This is a genomic window from Sphingobacterium deserti, from assembly GCF_000757725.1.
Classification (GTDB): Bacteria; Bacteroidota; Bacteroidia; order Sphingobacteriales; family Sphingobacteriaceae; genus Sphingobacterium; species Sphingobacterium deserti.
In genome coordinates, this window is sequence record NZ_JJMU01000010.1 from 108,028 (window position 1) to 127,209 (window position 19,182).

17 protein-coding genes are annotated in these 19,182 nt (G+C 41.3%); 12 read left to right on the forward strand and 5 right to left on the reverse strand.

The annotated features are described in order from the left end of the window. Positions 1 to 58: 58 nt before the first annotated feature. Positions 59 to 307 (reverse strand): hypothetical protein, encoded by a 249-nt coding sequence (locus tag DI53_RS03415; RefSeq protein WP_037495344.1) that lies wholly within the window; start codon positions 305 to 307, stop codon positions 59 to 61. A 1,014-nt stretch (positions 308 to 1,321) separates the two neighbouring features. Here DI53_RS03415 and DI53_RS03420 point away from each other — a divergent pair. From DI53_RS03420 to mnhG, 11 genes are all read left to right on the forward strand, one after another. Then, positions 1,322 to 2,428 carry a hypothetical protein gene (locus tag DI53_RS03420; protein ID WP_037495347.1) on the forward strand — a complete coding sequence of 369 codons (1,107 nt, stop codon included), beginning with the start codon at positions 1,322 to 1,324 and terminating at the stop codon, positions 2,426 to 2,428. A gap of 536 nt (positions 2,429 to 2,964) precedes the next feature. Then, positions 2,965 to 4,065: a peptidase associated/transthyretin-like domain-containing protein gene (locus DI53_RS03425; protein WP_037495348.1), complete on the forward strand. Its 1,101-nt coding sequence runs from the start codon at positions 2,965 to 2,967 to the stop codon at positions 4,063 to 4,065. A gap of 185 nt (positions 4,066 to 4,250) precedes the next feature. Further along, positions 4,251 to 5,525: an MFS transporter gene (locus DI53_RS03430; RefSeq protein ID WP_037495350.1), complete on the forward strand. Its 1,275-nt coding sequence runs from the start codon at positions 4,251 to 4,253 to the stop codon at positions 5,523 to 5,525. Positions 5,526 to 5,587: 62 nt separating this feature from the next. After that, a complete protein-coding gene (locus tag DI53_RS03435) occupies positions 5,588 to 6,238 on the forward strand; it encodes a hypothetical protein (protein WP_037495352.1) in 651 nt (216 codons plus the stop codon). 314 nt (positions 6,239 to 6,552) lie between these two features. Beyond that, the gene (locus tag DI53_RS03440; protein WP_037495354.1) at positions 6,553 to 8,862 is read left to right on the forward strand and encodes a putative monovalent cation/H+ antiporter subunit A; all 2,310 of its coding nucleotides are present in this window, start codon (positions 6,553 to 6,555) and stop codon (positions 8,860 to 8,862) included. A gap of 46 nt (positions 8,863 to 8,908) precedes the next feature. Further along, positions 8,909 to 9,319 carry a Na+/H+ antiporter subunit B gene (locus DI53_RS03445; protein ID WP_037495355.1) on the forward strand — a complete coding sequence of 137 codons (411 nt, stop codon included), beginning with the start codon at positions 8,909 to 8,911 and terminating at the stop codon, positions 9,317 to 9,319. Between the two features lies 1 nt (position 9,320). After that, positions 9,321 to 9,677, forward strand: a complete 357-nt coding sequence (locus DI53_RS03450) for a Na+/H+ antiporter subunit C (protein WP_037495357.1) — start codon at positions 9,321 to 9,323, stop codon at positions 9,675 to 9,677. After that, complete coding sequence (locus tag DI53_RS03455; RefSeq protein ID WP_037495359.1) at positions 9,674 to 11,185, forward strand: proton-conducting transporter transmembrane domain-containing protein; 1,512 nt, start codon at positions 9,674 to 9,676, stop codon at positions 11,183 to 11,185. The genes DI53_RS03450 and DI53_RS03455 overlap by 4 nt, the downstream gene beginning before the upstream one ends. A gap of 3 nt (positions 11,186 to 11,188) precedes the next feature. Next, a complete protein-coding gene (locus DI53_RS03460; RefSeq protein ID WP_037495361.1) occupies positions 11,189 to 11,665 on the forward strand; it encodes a Na+/H+ antiporter subunit E in 477 nt (158 codons plus the stop codon). Further along, entirely contained in the window at positions 11,662 to 11,937 is a 276-nt protein-coding gene (locus DI53_RS03465) for a monovalent cation/H+ antiporter complex subunit F (RefSeq protein ID WP_037495363.1), read from the forward strand. Before DI53_RS03460 ends, DI53_RS03465 begins: the two co-directional genes overlap by 4 nt. Further along, entirely contained in the window at positions 11,930 to 12,349 is a 420-nt protein-coding gene (gene mnhG, locus DI53_RS03470) for a monovalent cation/H(+) antiporter subunit G (protein ID WP_037495365.1), read from the forward strand. Before DI53_RS03465 ends, mnhG begins: the two co-directional genes overlap by 8 nt. Before the next feature lie 76 nt (positions 12,350 to 12,425). On the opposite strand, the gene DI53_RS03475 is transcribed toward mnhG, so the two are convergent. Further along, entirely contained in the window at positions 12,426 to 13,481 is a 1,056-nt protein-coding gene (locus tag DI53_RS03475; RefSeq protein WP_052072023.1) for a lactonase family protein, read from the reverse strand. A gap of 268 nt (positions 13,482 to 13,749) precedes the next feature. Here DI53_RS03475 and DI53_RS03480 point away from each other — a divergent pair, with 268 nt between their 5' ends. Then, a complete protein-coding gene (locus DI53_RS03480; RefSeq protein WP_037495369.1) occupies positions 13,750 to 15,117 on the forward strand; it encodes a peptidylprolyl isomerase in 1,368 nt (455 codons plus the stop codon). Positions 15,118 to 15,469: 352 nt separating this feature from the next. Here the strand turns inward: DI53_RS03480 and DI53_RS03485 are convergent, their stop codons facing one another. Genes DI53_RS03485 through der form a run of 3 tightly spaced genes read right to left on the reverse strand, consistent with a single transcriptional unit; the run spans position 15,470 to position 19,158 of the window. Further along, positions 15,470 to 16,336 (reverse strand): DUF4440 domain-containing protein, encoded by an 867-nt coding sequence (locus DI53_RS03485; RefSeq protein ID WP_052072024.1) that lies wholly within the window; start codon positions 16,334 to 16,336, stop codon positions 15,470 to 15,472. A 24-nt stretch (positions 16,337 to 16,360) separates the two neighbouring features. Beyond that, positions 16,361 to 17,833: a cysteine--tRNA ligase gene (cysS, locus tag DI53_RS03490; RefSeq protein ID WP_037495371.1), complete on the reverse strand. Its 1,473-nt coding sequence runs from the start codon at positions 17,831 to 17,833 to the stop codon at positions 16,361 to 16,363. Between the two features lie 20 nt (positions 17,834 to 17,853). Next, entirely contained in the window at positions 17,854 to 19,158 is a 1,305-nt protein-coding gene (gene der, locus DI53_RS03495) for a ribosome biogenesis GTPase Der (RefSeq protein ID WP_037495372.1), read from the reverse strand. Between the last annotated feature and the right edge of the window lie 24 nt (positions 19,159 to 19,182).

Consider the following 19,182-nt stretch of genomic DNA (forward strand, 5'->3'; position numbering starts at 1 on the left):
TATGCAAAATGAATAAACCCGCACGAGCAATAAGAGCCTTTTACGTTCAGCTATTGCTCTAGATTTTCTTCGCGCATTCCTCTTTATCGTTTTCAGTGATTCTCGCCTCCCCATCGAAATTGACACGGAATTTCTTCGACTGCTGTTCGACTATTGTTCGACATGCTCCCGAAGCACCGTCGAAGCCGCCCCGAAGCTCGCCCGAAGCAGTCCCGAAGCTGTGTCGAACCAGTCCCGAACAACTCTCGAAGCGGTCTCGAAGAGCTCTCGAAGAACACTCGAAGAAAACACCAGTCCATCTACCCATTCCCGACTTTATTAGCCAAATGCATATTACCGCAATATGCGATGTTCTGGATAACGTCTACATGTTTTCCGTCCGTCAGGCGCATGCCCGTTGGAATACATCAATTTGTGATTTACGGCGCCATTCATTATCTTATAGCTACCTCCAAAAGAAATAATACATTACTCTTTACACTAATACCTCAATTCTTACGATCAACCAAATAGTATAGAAAATATATTTTAATATTAACAATATTTTTACTATATTGCTATTCAATTATAAGATTTTTAACGCAAATAATTCATAAATAGTTTCCCAAAAAGAAACAGAGAATTGCTGGCAATTTATGGAAAGAGGTTCAATAGAATTGATCCCTTTTATTTAACTATAAGATCGGTCAAGCGCTCGGCATTGCCAGACGAGTTGATGAAAATTTGACTTTTTAATGTATTGGTGTAAATTACTAAACATATTTTAATATGAATCGAAATAAAACGAATAGTAAGCCAAAGAAAACAACCACTTCGATCCTTTTTGTATTGGTTCTCGGATGCTTTCTAATTGCCTTGGCAAACAATTTTGACGCTTTCTTAGCAGGTTTTAAAAGTATGTTCTAGCGCCTTAGTAGCGCAGTGTTCATCGCAATCTCTAAGCGGAGGTGTAGAGCTTCCTGACTTTTTTAACGGAAAAACGGATCTTACTTATTATTAGATATCTCCCATTAACTTTGCGCCGAGGCATTTTACAACCAAAAAAAATAGTATTATTCAATCTAATAAACTTATAAACACTTAATACAAAACCATAAATATGAAAAAATCGATAAAATATTTCGAGAATAATTTAGATCGTTTATGCTTTGGGACATTAGCTATTATTTACTTGATAGATAATATCGACAGTTTTATTTCCGGCTTACGTGATGGATTTAATAGCGTCCTATTTTAATACTTGGGAAGTAAAGTTACCATGTAGTCAATATCCTAAGACGTAAGTGACAAAACTATAATAAGTTTTCATCATTATGCTTTCATGAAAAACTATCTCATCTTTCTCTTATTTCTAATCTTGGGCAAGACGCCGGCCTTTGCGCAGGTTTTATTCATTGATCAGAACACGAAAAATCCTATTACTGCGCTTAATCTTTATAACAAGGATGGAGAACTTATTGGCTTTACCGACAACCAGGGAAAATATACAAGTACCTTAGAAAGACAAAGCGCGCCGGCATTCCCGCTTACAATCAACACACAACACCTATCCTACGAAAGTAAGTCAATCGTATTGCAGAACTTATCCGAGCCTCAAACAATAGAGATCGTTCCTAGATCCGTCGCAATGGACGCTGTAGAAGTAGATTCGAAGCCAGCAGATGTAATCATATTGACCGGATATTATCGGTCTTTAGAAACTTTTGATTCTAATACCAAATATTTTTCGGACGGCATAGTTGAATTTTACCTACCCCGTAATGGCAAAAAGGTGAGGTATAAATTATTAGACTATCGGATATTTCGAGATTCTATTGTGCAAAAAGACTTCGACACGAAGATGGGCAGCTATTTTAAAGTAGCAAGGCTGCCTAATCTTAGTGGCCATAAATTAATAGACCGACTAAAGCGATTCGATATAAACAAGTCGAACCCTAATAAGCTGATTATAGAAAAAGACAATAAAGAAACGGGACAAATCCTGATCTCGGAGAAAGATCAAACGTCGAGATTTCACGTCGACTTCGTTCTGCCCGATACCGCAAAATCACAGAAGATTTTCAGCTTAGAGGCAAAAACGAAAAGCGAAGTTTACCTGGAGAACTATGCATCAAGCAATTTTAATGAGTTGAGTCCATACTATCTGACGAGCCTTTATGAGCATGCCATAGGCAGCATCAAGCGAAAAACAGAATTCGGTCATATACCCTACGAAGATGTTATTCAATTTTATGTAATGGAGCGATCAGGTATAAGTGCCAGGGAGTATAAATCACGCTCATCAAAACTGGAAAGTAATTTATACAAAACAGAAAAGAAGAGCCAATATTCGTACAAATTTTGGGAAGATCTTGAGCGCTATGCAATCCCCGAAATCAACAATGCCCTGAAATCCAAATTGGGTACTACCATGCAATTAATAGAATGATCGGAAAACAAAAACTGCAACAGTTATATAAAATCATTTTTACACACGCTTAACTATTTCGATATGAATCTCAATAAAACGAACAACAAGCTAGGGAAAACATCCACTTTAATACTTCCCACATTAGTTGTAGGAGGCTTTTTAATTCCCCTGATTTACAATTTTGACGCTTTCTTCGCAGGCTTTAAAAGTATGTTTTAAAGCCTACAGGCATATGCATGAACTGGAAATGAGCTTTCAGACCTTGAGCTGGAACCGGTTTACGTTTTCTTACTAAAAAAAACAGAAACACGATGTCTTCTCGATCTTTAGATACGCTCCGTTTCTATTTTGGCTTGCCGGAAATCATATACTAAAAAAATAAAACTATCGACACTATATGACGAAAAAACTTAATTGCATTATATCTGAAAGGGAATGCGCTCGAAAATTTGTCAGGGGCATGGCTGCTATATCTTTCACAATAGTGATTTTGGGAGAGTTTGCAGAATGGTTCGGTCGACTTATCGGACATATATTGAAATAAAAAATCAAGTATGAAAAACTCGATTAGTACCTTAATCTTCATATTGTTTGCATTTGCACTTTACGGGCAAGTCAGGCTACAGGATAGCCTAACCAATGAAAGTATCGTCGGCGCAAATATCTACAGCGGCGATGGCAGTTTGTTAGGTGCCTCAGATGAAAATGGAGCAATTCATTTGGATGCATTGAAAAACAGCAAAATTGACTCTATATCGATTCAGCATATTGGGTATGAAAGTAGAGTATTGCATTTTTCTATTTTCAAAGCATCACCGGTGATCAAACTGCGCCCTCGAGAAATAGCAATCGCTGATGTCGAGGTAAATAGTAACAATCTAACTGATTATGTATGTTTAAGAACATACTTCCGGAATTACGAAACCTTTAATGGTAGCAGTAAGTATTTTGTTGATGGAATTGTTGAACATTACCTTCCGTTAACAGATAAAGAAGAGAAAATCTATCGTCGAGTTATCGGTTACCGCGTGTATGCAAACAAGAAGGTTGTGCAAGATTTTACGGAAACTTTCGGGAAGTTACTTACTGATCCACCTAGTCTAGAGCGATTAGACAAATACCCCCAATCAAAAGATTTACCCAAGGGGTTTAAGATCATAGAACGTGATAACATCCAAATCATCGAACGCGACGGAATTAATATGGGTTCGGTTCGAAAGACGAAGGCGGGCACCATCTATTCCCATTTGGAAAAGGTTGCCAGAGGAACCAAAGTTTCTAGAAAGTTCTTAAGTCTTCGCGGGGAACAATATCGAACATCCATTATCGAGCAATTTAAACCAACTCATGGCTTGCACATTTCGATGGACAAACTCATTAGCAAAACCGAGGCTACTGCAGGAGCAGTAAAAAGAAAAAGTAAATCGAAATTCGTCCCCATTCAAATGTTATCCGAACTGTTTGTTCTTGAACGAGGCTACCTAAGTAAAGAGGAGGTAATATCGATGAAAAGTTCATTTACAAAAAGCGTATTTCTAGAAAAGAAAAGCAATTACAAAGACAAATATTGGTTAGACCTAGATCGCTATAATATCCCAGCACTAGCTCCCGGCATAGCCAAACAACTTGGTGAAAATTTAATCTTGGTGCAGTAGGTCAAAAGTGAAGCTTTCAAAAAAGATTCTACATGACTTCCCATTTAAAAACATCCATACCCATGAATACATGTTTTTAACCGATAAAATTTAATATTTTTCAAATAAGCGGACAAATATTACATAAAACAGTATGGAAGTCATTTTTAAATTTTGTAATTTCACTTCCACTTAATACACCAACTATGAACACTATTAAATCAGGCAAACTTTTTACAGCAAGCTGTCTGGCTTTGCTAGTTACTTCTCTTTCCTTTGGGATACGTGCCGGAATGATGAATCAATTGGGCATAGATTTCCAATTGAATGCCACACAGCTCGGAACAATTACAGCAACTGCATTTTGGGGATTCCCATTAGCTATTGTAGTAGGCGGTTTTATAGTAGATATGATCGGAATGAAGCGTTTACTGGTCATGGCATTTTTATTTCATTTAACGGGAATTGTGTTGACCATATTTGCGCAGGGATATTGGAGCCTCTTTTTCTCGACACTCTTGATTGGCATTGCCAATGGAACAGTAGAAGCCGCATGTAACCCGCTAGTTGCTGCACTGTATCCGGAAGAAAAAACGACGCGTCTTAATTATTTCCACCTATGGTTTCCTGGCGGGATTGTGATAGGAACACTGTTGGTTACGTTGTTTGTGAATCTGGGGATAGGTTGGCAATTTCAGGTCGCTACCATGCTGATCCCAACGGTGATTTATGGCTACCTTTTCCTAAAGCTGGATTTTCCGGTAACAGAACGCGTAGCTTCCGGCTATTCGAATGCAGATATGTACAAAGCGGTTTTTAGTCCTTTATTCTTGTTCATGTTTGTCTGTATGTTTATGACAGCAATAACGGAACTGTTCACTGGCCAATGGATCAGCCTTCTGCTGAAGAATGTGACTGATAATGCTATTTTACTATTGACAATTACAACAGGCATTATGGTAGTGGGACGTGCTTTTGCAAAACCTATTGTAAAAAAGCTAGCCCCACAGGGGGTTTTGCTTTTTTCAGCTGTTTTCGCAGCGTTGGGACTTTATCTGTTAAGCACATTATCGGGCACTTCTGTCTTTTTTGCCGCACTTATATTTGGTATTGGGGTGTGTTACTTCTGGCCTACAATGATTGGCTTTGTAGCTGAAAATATTCCTAAATCGGGAGCGCTGGGAATTAATCTTTTAGGTGGAGCTGGTATGTTTGCGGTATCTGTTTACACGATCTTTATGGGTAATTTTTACGATGGTTTAATCGTCAGGCATTTACCTGAAGGTGCAGATCTTCAAGAATACAGAAGTGCAGCTGAGGGCTCGGTAGAAGCTACTACGTTCGCAGCAGCCATGGATCTAGCTGGCCCTGAGGTGCTTCAAGTAACTTTGGTTCTTCCTGTTGTATTGACTTTTGCTTTCTTAGGATTGGTATGGTATATGAGGTCTGTAAAAAGATCTCAACAAAATATTGGAGTATAAACCATTAATCTCGCTTCTGTTTCAAATCTTTTGCTAAGAGCTAATTTGGGAACTTTTGTAGAATGGCGTTTATATGTGGAATTATTGGTCAGGCAAAATTACTGGCTATTAAACCCATTGAAAGTCCGCATTATCGACGGATATGCTGCTTTGTCGGCAATATGTACATTTTGATGAATCTAAAAATCACTATAGTTTTAGTCTTGCTATCCTTTTTAGCCTTTATTTCCTGCGAAAAAGGCGAAAGTGTTCAGGAAGAATACGTTGGAAAGGTCGAATACAGATTACTGTCTTTGAATTCCCATGAACGTATGGACTTAAATTTTGACGGCATAAAGGATTCGGACCTACTAAATGAGGTAGAGACCTTTTATAACAAGCCACTCTACATAAACTTTGATTCTAACATACTCAATGCTTTGTGGATGGAGCCCTCGTACGATAATCAGAAAATCGGCTTTTTACCTCTTTACCATCCCCCTGGCACACCTGTTAATTATGTACCAGTGCAAAACATCTATCGATTCAAGATCATTAGCGATGGACTGCTGCGGACGACGCATGATCTTGAGAATAACAACTATACCTTTACTATGCCAAAAGAAATAAAAATTGAGCGTGGAGGAGGACTAACGTTTACCGCGAGACAGCGATTTAGAACCTCCGACGGAATTGTCGAGGTCGGTATTACAGCAGTATACCAAAGGCAATAATAAAATATTAGCAACCTTCCCGAAGCTGGAAGATTATTCCTCCAATCGTATATAAAATCTATTACTCAACTTTAGTCAAAAAATAGAAACAGAGTTGGAAGGCCTGATTAAAACTTTAGAAGGCAAAGTGAACCGTCTCGGCGTTGGCGCAATAGCTATAACGCCTTTGATAGATGATATAGATAGTTTTATTTGCGGTTTCTCATTAGTGATGAACTGCTCTTCCGCTCCGAAAAGTCTTATTTTAAGCTGAAAATTGCCTTTTTTTTCTTATTTTTATAGCATTATCCAATACGTACAATAATTAAGACTACATGCTATTTACTGTTTTAACAGGATTAATAACATCGGGCCTTCTCATTCCTTTTGGCAAGCTTATTAAGATAAAATGGAGTTTTTTGCTTCCATTAATACCTGTGCTTCTGTTCATATTTTACCTGCTTCATATCCCTACTATCGCGGGCGGTACGAATTTGGTGCAGCATGTAAACTGGGTACCGAGTATGGGCGTCAACCTTGACTTTCGTCTAGATGGCTTATCCCTGCTTTTTGCTCTGTTGATTACCGGGATAGGCACCGCTATATTTTTTTACGCACGCACCTACCTGAAGGGCCATGTATATTACGATCGATTTTTTGCTTATCTGCTGCTTTTCATGAGCGCTATGTTAGGCGTTGTCTTATCGAATAATATCTTGACGCTTTTTGTCTTTTGGGAGCTGACCAGCATCAGTTCGTTTTTTCTTATCGGCTTCAATAACGACAGCAAAGAGTCACGATCCAGCGCGCTTACTGCTTTGAGTATTACCGGGCTAGGCGGATTTTTCCTGCTGGCAGGGTTAATTTTGATGGGCAATGTGGCCGGTACTTTTGTCATTAGCGAACTGTTCAGCAAGCATGACGTATTGCTTGCCCATCCACTCTATCCGCTGATCGCCGGACTTATTTTTATCGGAGCGTTTACCAAATCGGCACAATTTCCTTTTCACTTCTGGCTTCCCGGTGCGATGAAAGCCCCTACGCCGGTTTCTGCCTATCTTCACTCGGCCACTATGGTCAAGGCTGGTATTTATCTGCTTGCCCGTTTTACACCAGTGCTCGGCGGTAACGAGCTGTGGAACAACACGCTGATGATTGTGGGAGGATTTACCATGGCTTTCGCAGCCATACACGCTTTATTCCGGGTGGATCTAAAAGGCATCTTGGCCTATTCCACGATCTCGGCATTAGGCATGCTTACCTTCTTACTTGGTCTCGGCACGCCGGAAGCGATCATCGCGGCAGCCGTATTCATTCTGGTACATGCGCTTTATAAAGCGAACCTATTTATGGTTACAGGTATCATAGACCATGAAACGCATACACGGGATATCACTAGGCTAGCTGGGCTACGCAAAGTACTGTTCCCGGTATTTATTGCAGCCTTATTAGCGGCGCTATCCAGTGCCGGTTTACCATCCACTTTTGGCTTTATCGGTAAAGATCTTATATACGAAGCAACACTGCATTATGAAGAGCATTGGGCACTGTGGCTCACCGCGCTGGCGATCATTACCAACGTCGGGCTTGTTGCGGCAGGTTTTATGGCCGGCCTGAAACCATTTACGGGGAAGCTTCCGGCAGATTTCGAAAAAGTACACCTCCCCTATCCATCCATGTGGATTCCGCCGTTATTGCTCGGCATACTGGGCTTAATCTTTGGACTTTTTCCGGGCGTTGTTGGCGATCTTTTCAATAACCAGGCGGCAAATGCTATTGCGCACGCCGAAACGGGTATGAAGCTAAAGATTTGGCATGGTTTCAACATGGTGCTATTGCTAAGTATAGCCACGCTTGCCGTAGGCATAGTTGTTTACTTGGTCAATAAGCCTAGCGAAAAAAAATTAGCGGCCGTCGAACGCTTCAACAGGATCGCGCCGCAGCGTGTTTTCCTTCGAATAGGCCGATCAATCATGCGGGCATCGGCATGGTACACCCATACATTTCACAATGGCTACCTTCGTTCGTATCACATCAAAATCATCATCTTCGCAGAGCTACTCCTCGCCTACAAACTTTGGATCAGCGGACCTATAAAAATCAATTGGGAGGAACTTACTCCATTATCATGGTATGAAGTAGGCATTGTGGCGATACTCTTGGGAGCTTTGTATATCATCGTGACCACGCGTTCACGATTAACATCCGTAGTCTCCACCAGTGTCATCGGGTACTGTATTTGTTTAATGTTCGTATTCTACAGCGCTCCGGATCTAGCGATGACACAATTTACGATCGACACGTTGACAACCGTATTATTTGTATTGGTACTGTATAAGCTTCCAAGTTTTATCAATATGACTAGCCGGTGGATAGTCATTCGCGATGCCATGGTAGCACTGGGCTTTGGTGTTATTCTGTCTTTAATTGCGTTGCGCGTGCTGCAAGAGCCGAATACGACAGATGTAAGCAGTTTTTATGGTGAGAACTCTTACTTATTGGCAAAAGGCAAAAATGTGGTAAATACAATCTTGGTAGATTTCCGGGGAATAGATACGATGTTTGAAACAGTAGTATTGTCAATCGCCGCCATCGGCGTATACAGTTTGATCAGGCTACGCTTAAAAGCATCTGAAAAGGAATAATGTTGACCTCCGTATTAACGGAGAAATAAATGATAGGTAAAAATTTATGAAAAGTGCGATTCTACAGACAGCAACACGGTACTTGCTACCAATTTTGCTTCTATTTTCTTTCTTTCTATTACTTCGGGGACATTATTATCCCGGGGGCGGCTTCGTAGGCGGCTTGGTAGCTGCTATTGCATTTGTCTTACACAGCTTTGCAAACGGTACAGCAAATACCATGAAGATATTACGATACAAGCCGCTTTCTCTAATTCCGATCGGCTTGGCAATATCCACCTTGAGTGTGGTTGCGCCCTTACTGTTTGGGCTTCCTCCAATGACTGGTCTTTGGTTTGAAGAGCCTATACCCGTGATCGGCATGATCGGATCTGCATTATTTTTCGATCTCGGCGTCTACTTGGTCGTTATCGGGGTCGTGCTCACTATTTTATTTACGATAGCTCTAGAACAATAATATGGAACTGCTTTTAGTGATTGTGATAGGGTTGTTGTATTCTGGCGGGGTGTATCTGATCTTGCGGAGAAGCATGGTCAAATTATTGTTGGGCATTATGCTCCTTGGCAATGGCACGAACATCCTTATCTTTCTTTTGGGGAAGATTACGAAGGGTTCACCTCCCGTAATTAATGAAGCTTACAAAGTGTTTCAGGATATTTACGCTGACCCTATTCCCCAGGCTTTAATTTTAACGGCGATTGTAATTAGCTTTGCACTTACATCATTTGCCATTGTTTTGTTAAAACGTGTCTATGCGCTGGTCGACTCGGACGATCTTGACGACTTAAATACTCCTGAAGAAGAAGAGTTATGATAGATAACCATATTTTGGCTCCTGTATTTGTACAATTGTTTACCGCCATTGCTCAGCTTATGTTTTGGCGAAAGACAGTTACGCAACGTTTTTTGAGCGTCGGCGGAAGCATTATTGGCTTACTCGTAGCCATCCGTCTATTCAGCAGAACACAATCAGAAGGGATATTAACCATGAACGCGGCTAACTGGGATGCCCCCTTCGGAATTGTCTTTGTAGCGGACACTTTAAGTGTTACGTTGGTGCTTTTAACGTCTATCGCCGGCGTGGCCGTATCTATTTTTTCATCTGTTAGCTTAAGTCGGCAACGCATGTTGTACGGCTATTTCCCTATTTTCCACTTCCTTATTATGGGTTTGTACGGGGCTTTTTTAACGGGCGATATCTTCAATCTTTACGTATATTTCGAGGTAATTATTATCTCATCTTTCGTATTGATGACGCTGGGTGGTAGGAAAGCACAATTAGAGGGCGCGGTAAAATATATGGCGATGAATATTTTGGCGTCTATGTTTTTTCTAACAGGCATTGGGATACTTTACGGTATTACGGGCAGTTTAAATATGGCTGATGTTGCGATGAAGATACAGCTGGTGCAAAATAAAACCTTAGTAGGGATTACTTCATGCTTCTTTATTATCGGATTTGGGATCAAGTCTGCTGTGTTTCCTCTCTACTATTGGTTACCATCATCTTACCACACCCCCCCATCTGCCGTTGCGGCAACCTTTGGCGGCCTGCTTACCAAAGTAGGTATTTACGCCATGATACGGGTGTTGAGTCTTATATTTATTCCTGATGATTTCACAAAGACACTATTGATGGTCATCGCGGTATTGACAATAGTCACAGGTGCCTTCGGAGCGCTTATCAAGACAAACGTGCGCCGGCTCTTTTCTTACCTGATCGTTTGTCATATCGGATTTATGGTGGGTGGTATTGCCATGTTTACCAAAGTCGCGCTGATGGGCACGGTGTTTTATTTGATCCATGATATTGTGGTGAAAACAACTATGTTCTTAATCGCTGGCTTGATTCGGCAGTTGCGGGGTACGCTTGAAATGGAAAAACTAGGTGGTCTTTATAGAGACTACCCGAAGGTCTCACTCCTTATCGCCGTTGTGCTGTTTTCCTTGGTAGGCATACCTCCCTTATCTGGCTTTTGGCCCAAGATTTTCTTATTCCAAGATTCCTTCAGTCAGCAGCAGTATTTCTTTGCCGCAGCTTTACTTTTCGGCAGTTTCGTTACGCTATTTGTGATTGCGAGGATGTGGTCAAAGGTGTTTTGGAAGAACCCGCCAGAAGAAGAAAATGTAGAAGATCGTTTCGCGCCAATGCAGCCTTATAAAAAATTGCTCATGTTGCTACCTATCGCTTTCCTTTGCGGAGTAACGTTATACATAGGTTTGAACGCAGAAGCGATTGTCAACGTAACAGACAAAATTTCTAATCAACTAATAGATAACTCTTCCTACATCAAGGCCGTGTTGGGAGAAAAAACGAACTAGCGCATGATTAAGTACTTTTTAATGAACCTGCTTCTTTCAGGAATTTGGGTGGCACTTACAGGATCTATGTATTACACGAATTTCCTATTCGGTTTTATGCTTGGTTTCTTTGTGCTGTGGATTATGAACAGGACGGAAACAGATCAACGTTATTTTTATCGCGTACCAAAGATCATCAGTTTTATATTTTACTTTCTATATGAAGTATTTAGGGCTAACATACAGGTAGCTTTTGATGTTGTAACGCCCAAGTATTTTTTTAAGCCGGGGATTGTAAAATACCCGTTAAATGCCTCCACAGATTTTGAGATTAACTTACTGACTACCATGCTGTCGCTCACCCCAGGAACGTTAATCCTAGATATTAGTGAGGATAAAAAAACGATCTACATCCACGTGATGTATCTCACCGATCCTGAAACGTTTGTCAGGCAAACGAAAACCGGTTTAGAACGAAGACTTTTAGCGATTTTACGATGATTACACTCGAAACATACTTTGATTACGTGATCTTGCCGATCTTAGCTATCTCCGTTATGATGGTCTTTATCAGGCTTTTTAAAGGACCTTCCGTGGTGGATCGTGTCATTGCGCTCGACCTGATTATCACGACAGGAATCGGGATCATCACGGTGTACAGCATACGATCCAATCAAGCTGTACTTTTAGATGTAGCCATCATCCTTGCACTGATTGCCTTTTTGGGCACAGTTGCCTTTGCTTACTATATAGAAAAACAAAAAGATGATTGATATAATTTTAGCGATTCTTAGTTCGATAGGTGCATTGTCCATTTTGTTTGCGTCCATCGGGATCTTGCGCATGCCCGATTTCTATTTACGGCTATCCGTCACGGTAAAGGCATCTACTTTGGGTGTAGGCCTCTTGCTGATCTGCGCTGCCATTATGTTTCCCGACGTTTCAGTAACGACAAAAGCTATTGCGATTATTTTCTTTTTGATTATTACAGCCCCTATTGCGGCCCATATGATTGGTCGTTCCGCATATTTCACGGGGACACCATTATGGAAAGATACCGTTATTGATGAGCTTGCAGGGATGTACAATAAAGAAACGCACGAGCTGGAAAGCAAGGAAGAAGAAGCGGAAAATCCGCCAAATGAAGAGCCAAATATCGCGAAGTCTGATGAGGAAACGGAGTAAAAACTAAAGAGGCTGCCACTTCATTCAGACAGCCCCCTTATCAATTAATTAGAAACGATCCTGACGTAATCAAGATTTAGAAGATGATACAAACCGGTGTAGAAACTTCGATTTTCTTTTCTGTATCTGTAAGCTCTCCAGTCTCGAGATTTCTGGCGAATACGGTGATATCGTCTGTCGACTGATTAGCCACAAGAAGAAAGCGCCCATCCGGGCTGATATTAAAATTACGAGGCTCTTCCCCTTCTGTAGCATACACCTTTTTCTTTGTTAGCTTCCCGGTTTTATCTACAGAAAACAGTGCGATGATATTCGCCTCGCCACGGTTGCTAGCGTATAGAAATTTAAAATCTGGTGAGAACTTGATTTCTGCAGCACCATTCTCGCCACTAAAGCCGTCTTCGTTTATGGATATAGTATCCAGGAGCTGCCAAGTTTTATTATCCTTCTTATAGTGTGCGATCTGTGCCTTCATTTCCAAGAGCACGTAAAGATTTTCTTCTTTTTTATCAAGCGCAATATGTCTGGGTCCGCCACCCGCGGGTGTTGAAATCACGCTTTCTTCAACAAGCTGATAGGCTCCTTTCTCTTGCTCCACACGAAAGATAGTGACTTGGTCTGTACCTAGATTCTGTACGAAGACATGTTTTTCATCAGCACTAAAGAAAGCAGAATGCACATGTGAGGCTTCCTGACGGTCTTTATCTGGTCCCTGCCCCTCCTGCTGAATGACTTGGATATTCTCGCCAAGCGCACCGTTCTCTTCGGTTTTGAAAACAGCTATCGAGCCGCCCCCGTAGTTGGAAACCAGTGCCAACGGATGATTTTTTGCGATGGCTACGTGGCAGGGAGAGGCCCCCATTGTAGGCTGACTATTTACAAAGGATAGAATATCCCCGTCAAACGTAAATGCAGATACGTTTGCTTCGTCTTCGTCCTTTTCGGTCACGGCATAGAGCGTTTTCCCGTCTTTCGACTTCGCTAAGAATGATGGATCTTCTGCAGCCGTAGCGGAGTACAATGTCGCTTCACCATTATCGGTGTTAAACATGTATAGATAAATGCCTTGACTTCCCTTATGAGTGTAGGTTCCGACAAACATAGGTATTTCCTGCGCAATTGATTGAAGCATAAAACAACTAAATAAAAATGTAATTAAAGTTTTCATATTATCTACATGTAATAACTGTTACAAGGTACATATTATTACAACAATACGTAGAACAATCGAGCTGTTAAATATGGTTAAAGAATAATTAGTTTTTAACATTTTTAATAATTTAGCGCGCTGAGATTTACGTATATTTGGATACGGTAGTGGGCATTAAAAATTATCAAAAAAGGATCATCACATTCCCATTATTTCTGATAATTTTGCATGGCGTAAAGGCGGAGATTCTATGATTAAAAAATACATAAACTTATTAGGGACAGCGCTTATTGCGATCTGTTGTTTACAGACTGTTGTAGCACAGGAACGTTTAGTGGATCGCGTTGTCGCCACAGTTGGATCGGGTATCATTTTGCAATCAGATATTGAAATGCAATATGCGCAGTACCTTGCTCAAGGTGAGAAGCCAAATGACAATATGAAATGCTACTTGCTACAGCAATTGGTCACGCAAAAATTACTATCACAGCAAGCCATCATTGACTCTATCGAAGTTTCTGAAGCTGAAGTGGATGACAATCTAAACAGGCGGATGCAAATGATGGTAAGACAAGCTGGCGGTAAAGAACGCTTGGAAGAATTCCTAAATCGCTCTCTACTGCAGTATAAAGAAGAGATGCGTCCGAGCATAGGCGAGCAATTGAAGGCGCAAAAAATGCAACAAAATATTGTGACGACGATCAATGTCACGCCGCAGGAAGTGAAGAGCTATTTCACGGGGTTAAATCAAGATAGCTTACCCTATTTCAATACCGAGGTCGAGGTGGGCGAGATTGTCATTAACCCTGTTTTGACAAAAGAAGAAAAAGAACAGTTCAAACAAAAAGCAGAAGGTTACCGTCAACAGGTTGTCAATGGCTCTGATTTCGGTACCGTAGCGCGTCTTTACTCTGAAGACGGATCTGCGCCATACGGCGGTGAATTAGGATTTGCAACACGCGACAACTACGTGAAAGAATTTTCGGCAATGGCCTTTAAACTGAAAGAAGGCGAAGTTTCTCCGGTATTTGAGACGATGTATGGTTTTCATTTCTTACAGGTTTTACAGCGTCGAGGTGAGGAAGTCAATGTACGCCACGTGTTAATAAAAACAAAGCCTACACCCTCTAGCTTAGAACGGGCAAAAGCGAAATTAGACAGCATTTATGATAAGGTAGAACAAGGGAAATTAGGATTTCACATTGCGGCATCCACTTATTCAGACAATAACGAAACGAAATACACGGGTGGTATGATTGTGAACGAGGAAGATCGTTCCAGCCTGATTCCGATGGACAAATTAGACCGGGAAACATTTACCTCGATCGATCCCCTTAAGGTGGGACAATACTCCAAACCGTTTCTTTCAAAAGATCGTACAGGAAGCCAAGTATATAAGTTTATGTACCTGAAATCTCGTGTCGCTCCTCACAAAGCGAATCTAGAGCAAGATTTTGCAAAGATTCAAGAGGCTGCAAAGCAGGATAAGATCAACAGAAAGCTGAGTGAATGGTTTGAAGCTCGAAAAGAAAACACATTTATCGATATCAATACCGATTTCCTTACCTGTGATGAACTTAAGCTTTGGATGAGTAATGAAAGCTTAGCGCAAAAATAAGAATACGGAATATCGATCGCTTGCTGTGGATACAAAACGACCAGCAAAATCGACCTAAAAGGCTAAACAGGCTGAACATGAAGAAATGTTCAGCCTGTTTTTTTGACACTCCCTTTTGTCTGTTCTAAAGATGATGATCAATGAGGAGACAAATCTCTATCATGAACATCTTCGATGACCAGAAGTTCCGCCAGAACGTTGATTGCTAAAACAAATCATCGACAAAGTTTCTATTTCCCTACTCATATGCCTTTTGACTATGTACAAGGCCTAGCAACATATAAAGCTAATAGCAAAAAAAGCAGCGCATTCTTTTAGGAAAATGCGCTGCTCTGATATCGTATTTATAAAATTATCGCTCAAACATCATCTCAATAAGTACCCGCCACTGATAGTCATCTTTCAATTGCCATATACGGATGTAATTGAATTTGACAACCTTTTCTTTGGAACGGACAGTGGCCGTGCCTGATGTATAGGCATATTCGCCGCTGTAGGCTCGTCCTACCCCCGAGGGGTCTGTTGTGATCTCGATACGTTTTTTCTTGAGAAAAGCCAGCACATTTTTTTTGCCTTCAATTTCAGCCTCCCAAGGGTAATAGTACCGTACATCATCCGCTAGGAACTCTTTAAACGCAGCTTCATTGTTCGCCTTCAAAACCGTTGAGAACAGTTCATCGCTTTGGGTCACCACCTCTTCCCGTTGCTGGAGCCGAACTTTAGACCGATGCTTTAGATACCAGGAATCATCGGGTTCATAGTATACCATATCAGACTTCGGGCCTTTCCCAAAATTTTCGACTTCTGCACGAAGGTGTGCCTTCCAATTGCCTTTTCGATCTCTTCGCCATACGGTAAGGTATTGTCCATGACGTTTTACCGCGCCCACTTTTTGAAACTCCATAGGCCCAGAGGTGACACCCCAATCTAAGCTTTTGGAAACCAATGCAAAATTAGGCTGCCATGTCAGCACATCTGGAATATTTGGCCTGTTGCTCAGATAGTTGACGGCATTTACCGGCGAGGGAACATACAAGGTTGATTCTTTATCCACGATAGACATCAGCGCTTCATGCGGACTCGATGTCTTTGAAATATTTGCCGCTGTACGATCTGCTCTTATTAAGCCCCCTACCTTATCGGGCAGCTGCGCACGCGCATCCATTGCGACTATTAATAGGAGCACCCAAACAAACGAACAAATTTTTATTAATCTCATTTATACATTTTTGTCGTCTTACAATCAAATCTTATTCCAAAGTGTACCATCCTTACTATCTTTCAGTTGGATACCTGCAGTGCTAAGCTCTTCGCGAATACGATCGGACGTTGTAAAGTCTTTATTAGCTTTCGCCTCGTTACGCATTTTGATGATAATCTGCATCAGCTCATCCATATTTCCGGCATCTGTACCCGTCGAATCATCCTTTAGGCCAAGAATATCATGTACAAAAATCGTCATCAGTGATTTGATTTCTGAAAGGACTTCCTCGGTGATTTTCGCCTTACCATCGTAAGCCGCATTTATGAAGCGTACAACTTCAAAAAGCTCAGCAATCAACACGGGGCTATTAAAATCATCATTCATTGCGTCGTAGCAACGCTTTTTAACGCCCTCGATATCAAAAGTACTACTGTCAGCACCTTCTGATTTCAGCTTATCCAACAATGATATGGCCGTCATCAATCGTTTATAACCTTTGTCGGCAGCATCCAGCGCATCGTTTGAAAAATCCAAGGTGCTTCTGTAATGCGCCTGCATCATAAAGAAACGTACCGCCATTGGCGAATAGCCTCGATTCAATAAAGCATGCTCTCCAGTAAATAGTTGGTGAGGTAGAAACCCATTGCCAGCAGATTTTGACATACGCGCGCCATTCACTGTTAACATATTGGTATGCATCCAGTATTTTGCCGGATGCACATGGTTACATGCTTCAGACTGCGCAATTTCATTGGTATGATGCGTAGCTGCAAGATCCATACCGCCACCGTGGATATCAAATTGAGCGCCTAGATACTTGCTGCTCATGGCCGAACACTCAATATGCCAACCCGGGAAGCCCACGCTCCAGGGTGCCGGCCAACGCATGATATGTTCTGGCTTAGCCTTAATCCACAATGCAAAGTCTAAACGTCCATGCTTCTCGTCTTGCCCTCCAAGCTCGCGCGTGTTGTTCAACATATCTTCCAGTTTGCGATTCGTCAGGACGGTGTAGTCATGGCTCTTAACATATTTATCGACGTCAAAATAAACTGTCCCATTCGCTTCGTAAGCAAATCCATTATCGATAATTTGCTTGACCATCTCAATTTGCTCGGAGATATGCCCTGTAGCAGTTGGCTCAATACTAGGAGGTAGCGTATTAAACAACCGCAAAACATCATGGAACCCTAACGTGTATTTTTGCACAATCTCCATGGGCTCTAATTGTTCTAATTTGGCCTTCTTGGCAAACTTATCATCGCCCTCATCTCGATCGCCCTCCAAGTGTCCGGCATCCGTTATGTTGCGTACATAGCGAACTTTAAAGCCCATATGCAATAAGTATCGGAATATAAGATCAAAGGAGATAAATGTCCGACAGTTTCCCAAGTGAACATCACTATATACTGTGGGACCACAGACATACATGCCCACGAAAGGCGCATTTAAAGGTTCAAACTTCTCTTTTGTTCGCGTTAACGTATTGTAAAGGACAAGATTGTTTTCCATGAATTATAAAAAATAACTACTTATTTTTGTCTGAAGAATATTTGAATAGGTACTCCTTTGAAATCAAAGTTATCGCGCAGTTTGTTTTCAACAAAGCGCTTATACGGATCTTTGATATATTGAGGTAGATTACAGAAAAATGCGAACATTGGCGACCTACCGGGAAGTTGCGTTGCATATTTAATTTTGATATACTTACCTTTCGTGGATGGTGGCGGATAGTTTTCAATGATCTGCAACATGACATCATTTAATTTCGAAGTCGATATTTTCTTGGTTTTATTTTTATAAACCTCCATGGCAGTTTCCACCACTTTAAAAATACGTTGCTTCTCGGTTACTGAGGTGAAGATAATAGGAACATCGCTGAATGGAGCTATTTTCTCTCTGATCTTGGCTTCAAATTCCTTAGCGGTTTTGTGATCTTTCTCAATGGTATCCCATTTGTTGACAACGATCATGATCCCTTTCTTATTCTTCTCCGCCAAGTGGAATATGTTAATGTCTTGTGCCTCTATACCATCGTTAGCGTCTAACATTAAGATCACCACATCCGAATCTTCTAGGGCTTTAATGGTGCGCATCACGGAGTAAAATTCGATATCCTCGTTCACTTTGGATTTACGACGAAGTCCTGCTGTATCAATGAGCAGAAACTCATTACCAAATTGATTGTAGTGTATACGGATGGAATCCCGCGTGGTACCCGCGATATCCGTAACTATATTACGATCAACGCCTAAAAGAGCATTTGTAAGAGAAGATTTCCCCACGTTTGGTCGTCCAACGATCGTAATCTTAGGTAGCGCATTCTCTTCTTCCTCCTCCTGTTCAGGAAAGTGTGATACTACGGCATCCAACAATTCCCCTGTTCCGGATCCGGTTGCCGATGATATGTTATAAATTTCACCTAAACCGAAAGCGTAAAATTCAGCCGAGTCGTGGTGAAGCTTCGCATGGTCAACTTTATTGGCGACTACATACACTGGTTTTGAACTGCGACGTAATAAGTCGGCAATTTCATCGTCCAAATCTGTTATACCTGTGGTTACATCTACCATGAATACAATGACCGACGCTTCTTCAATGGCGATGTGCACTTGATCGCGAATGGCCTCTTCAAAAATATCGTCAGAACCATGAACGAAACCGCCGGTATCTATCACGGTAAATTTCTTTCCGATCCATTCCGCCGTTTCGTAATGACGATCACGAGTAACCCCGCTAAAGTCATCGACGATAGCCTTTCTACTCTCTGTCAAACGATTAAATAAGGTGGACTTCCCGACATTTGGGCGACCAACGATTGCAACAATATTTGCCATAACTATATCCGGTATTAAAAACGT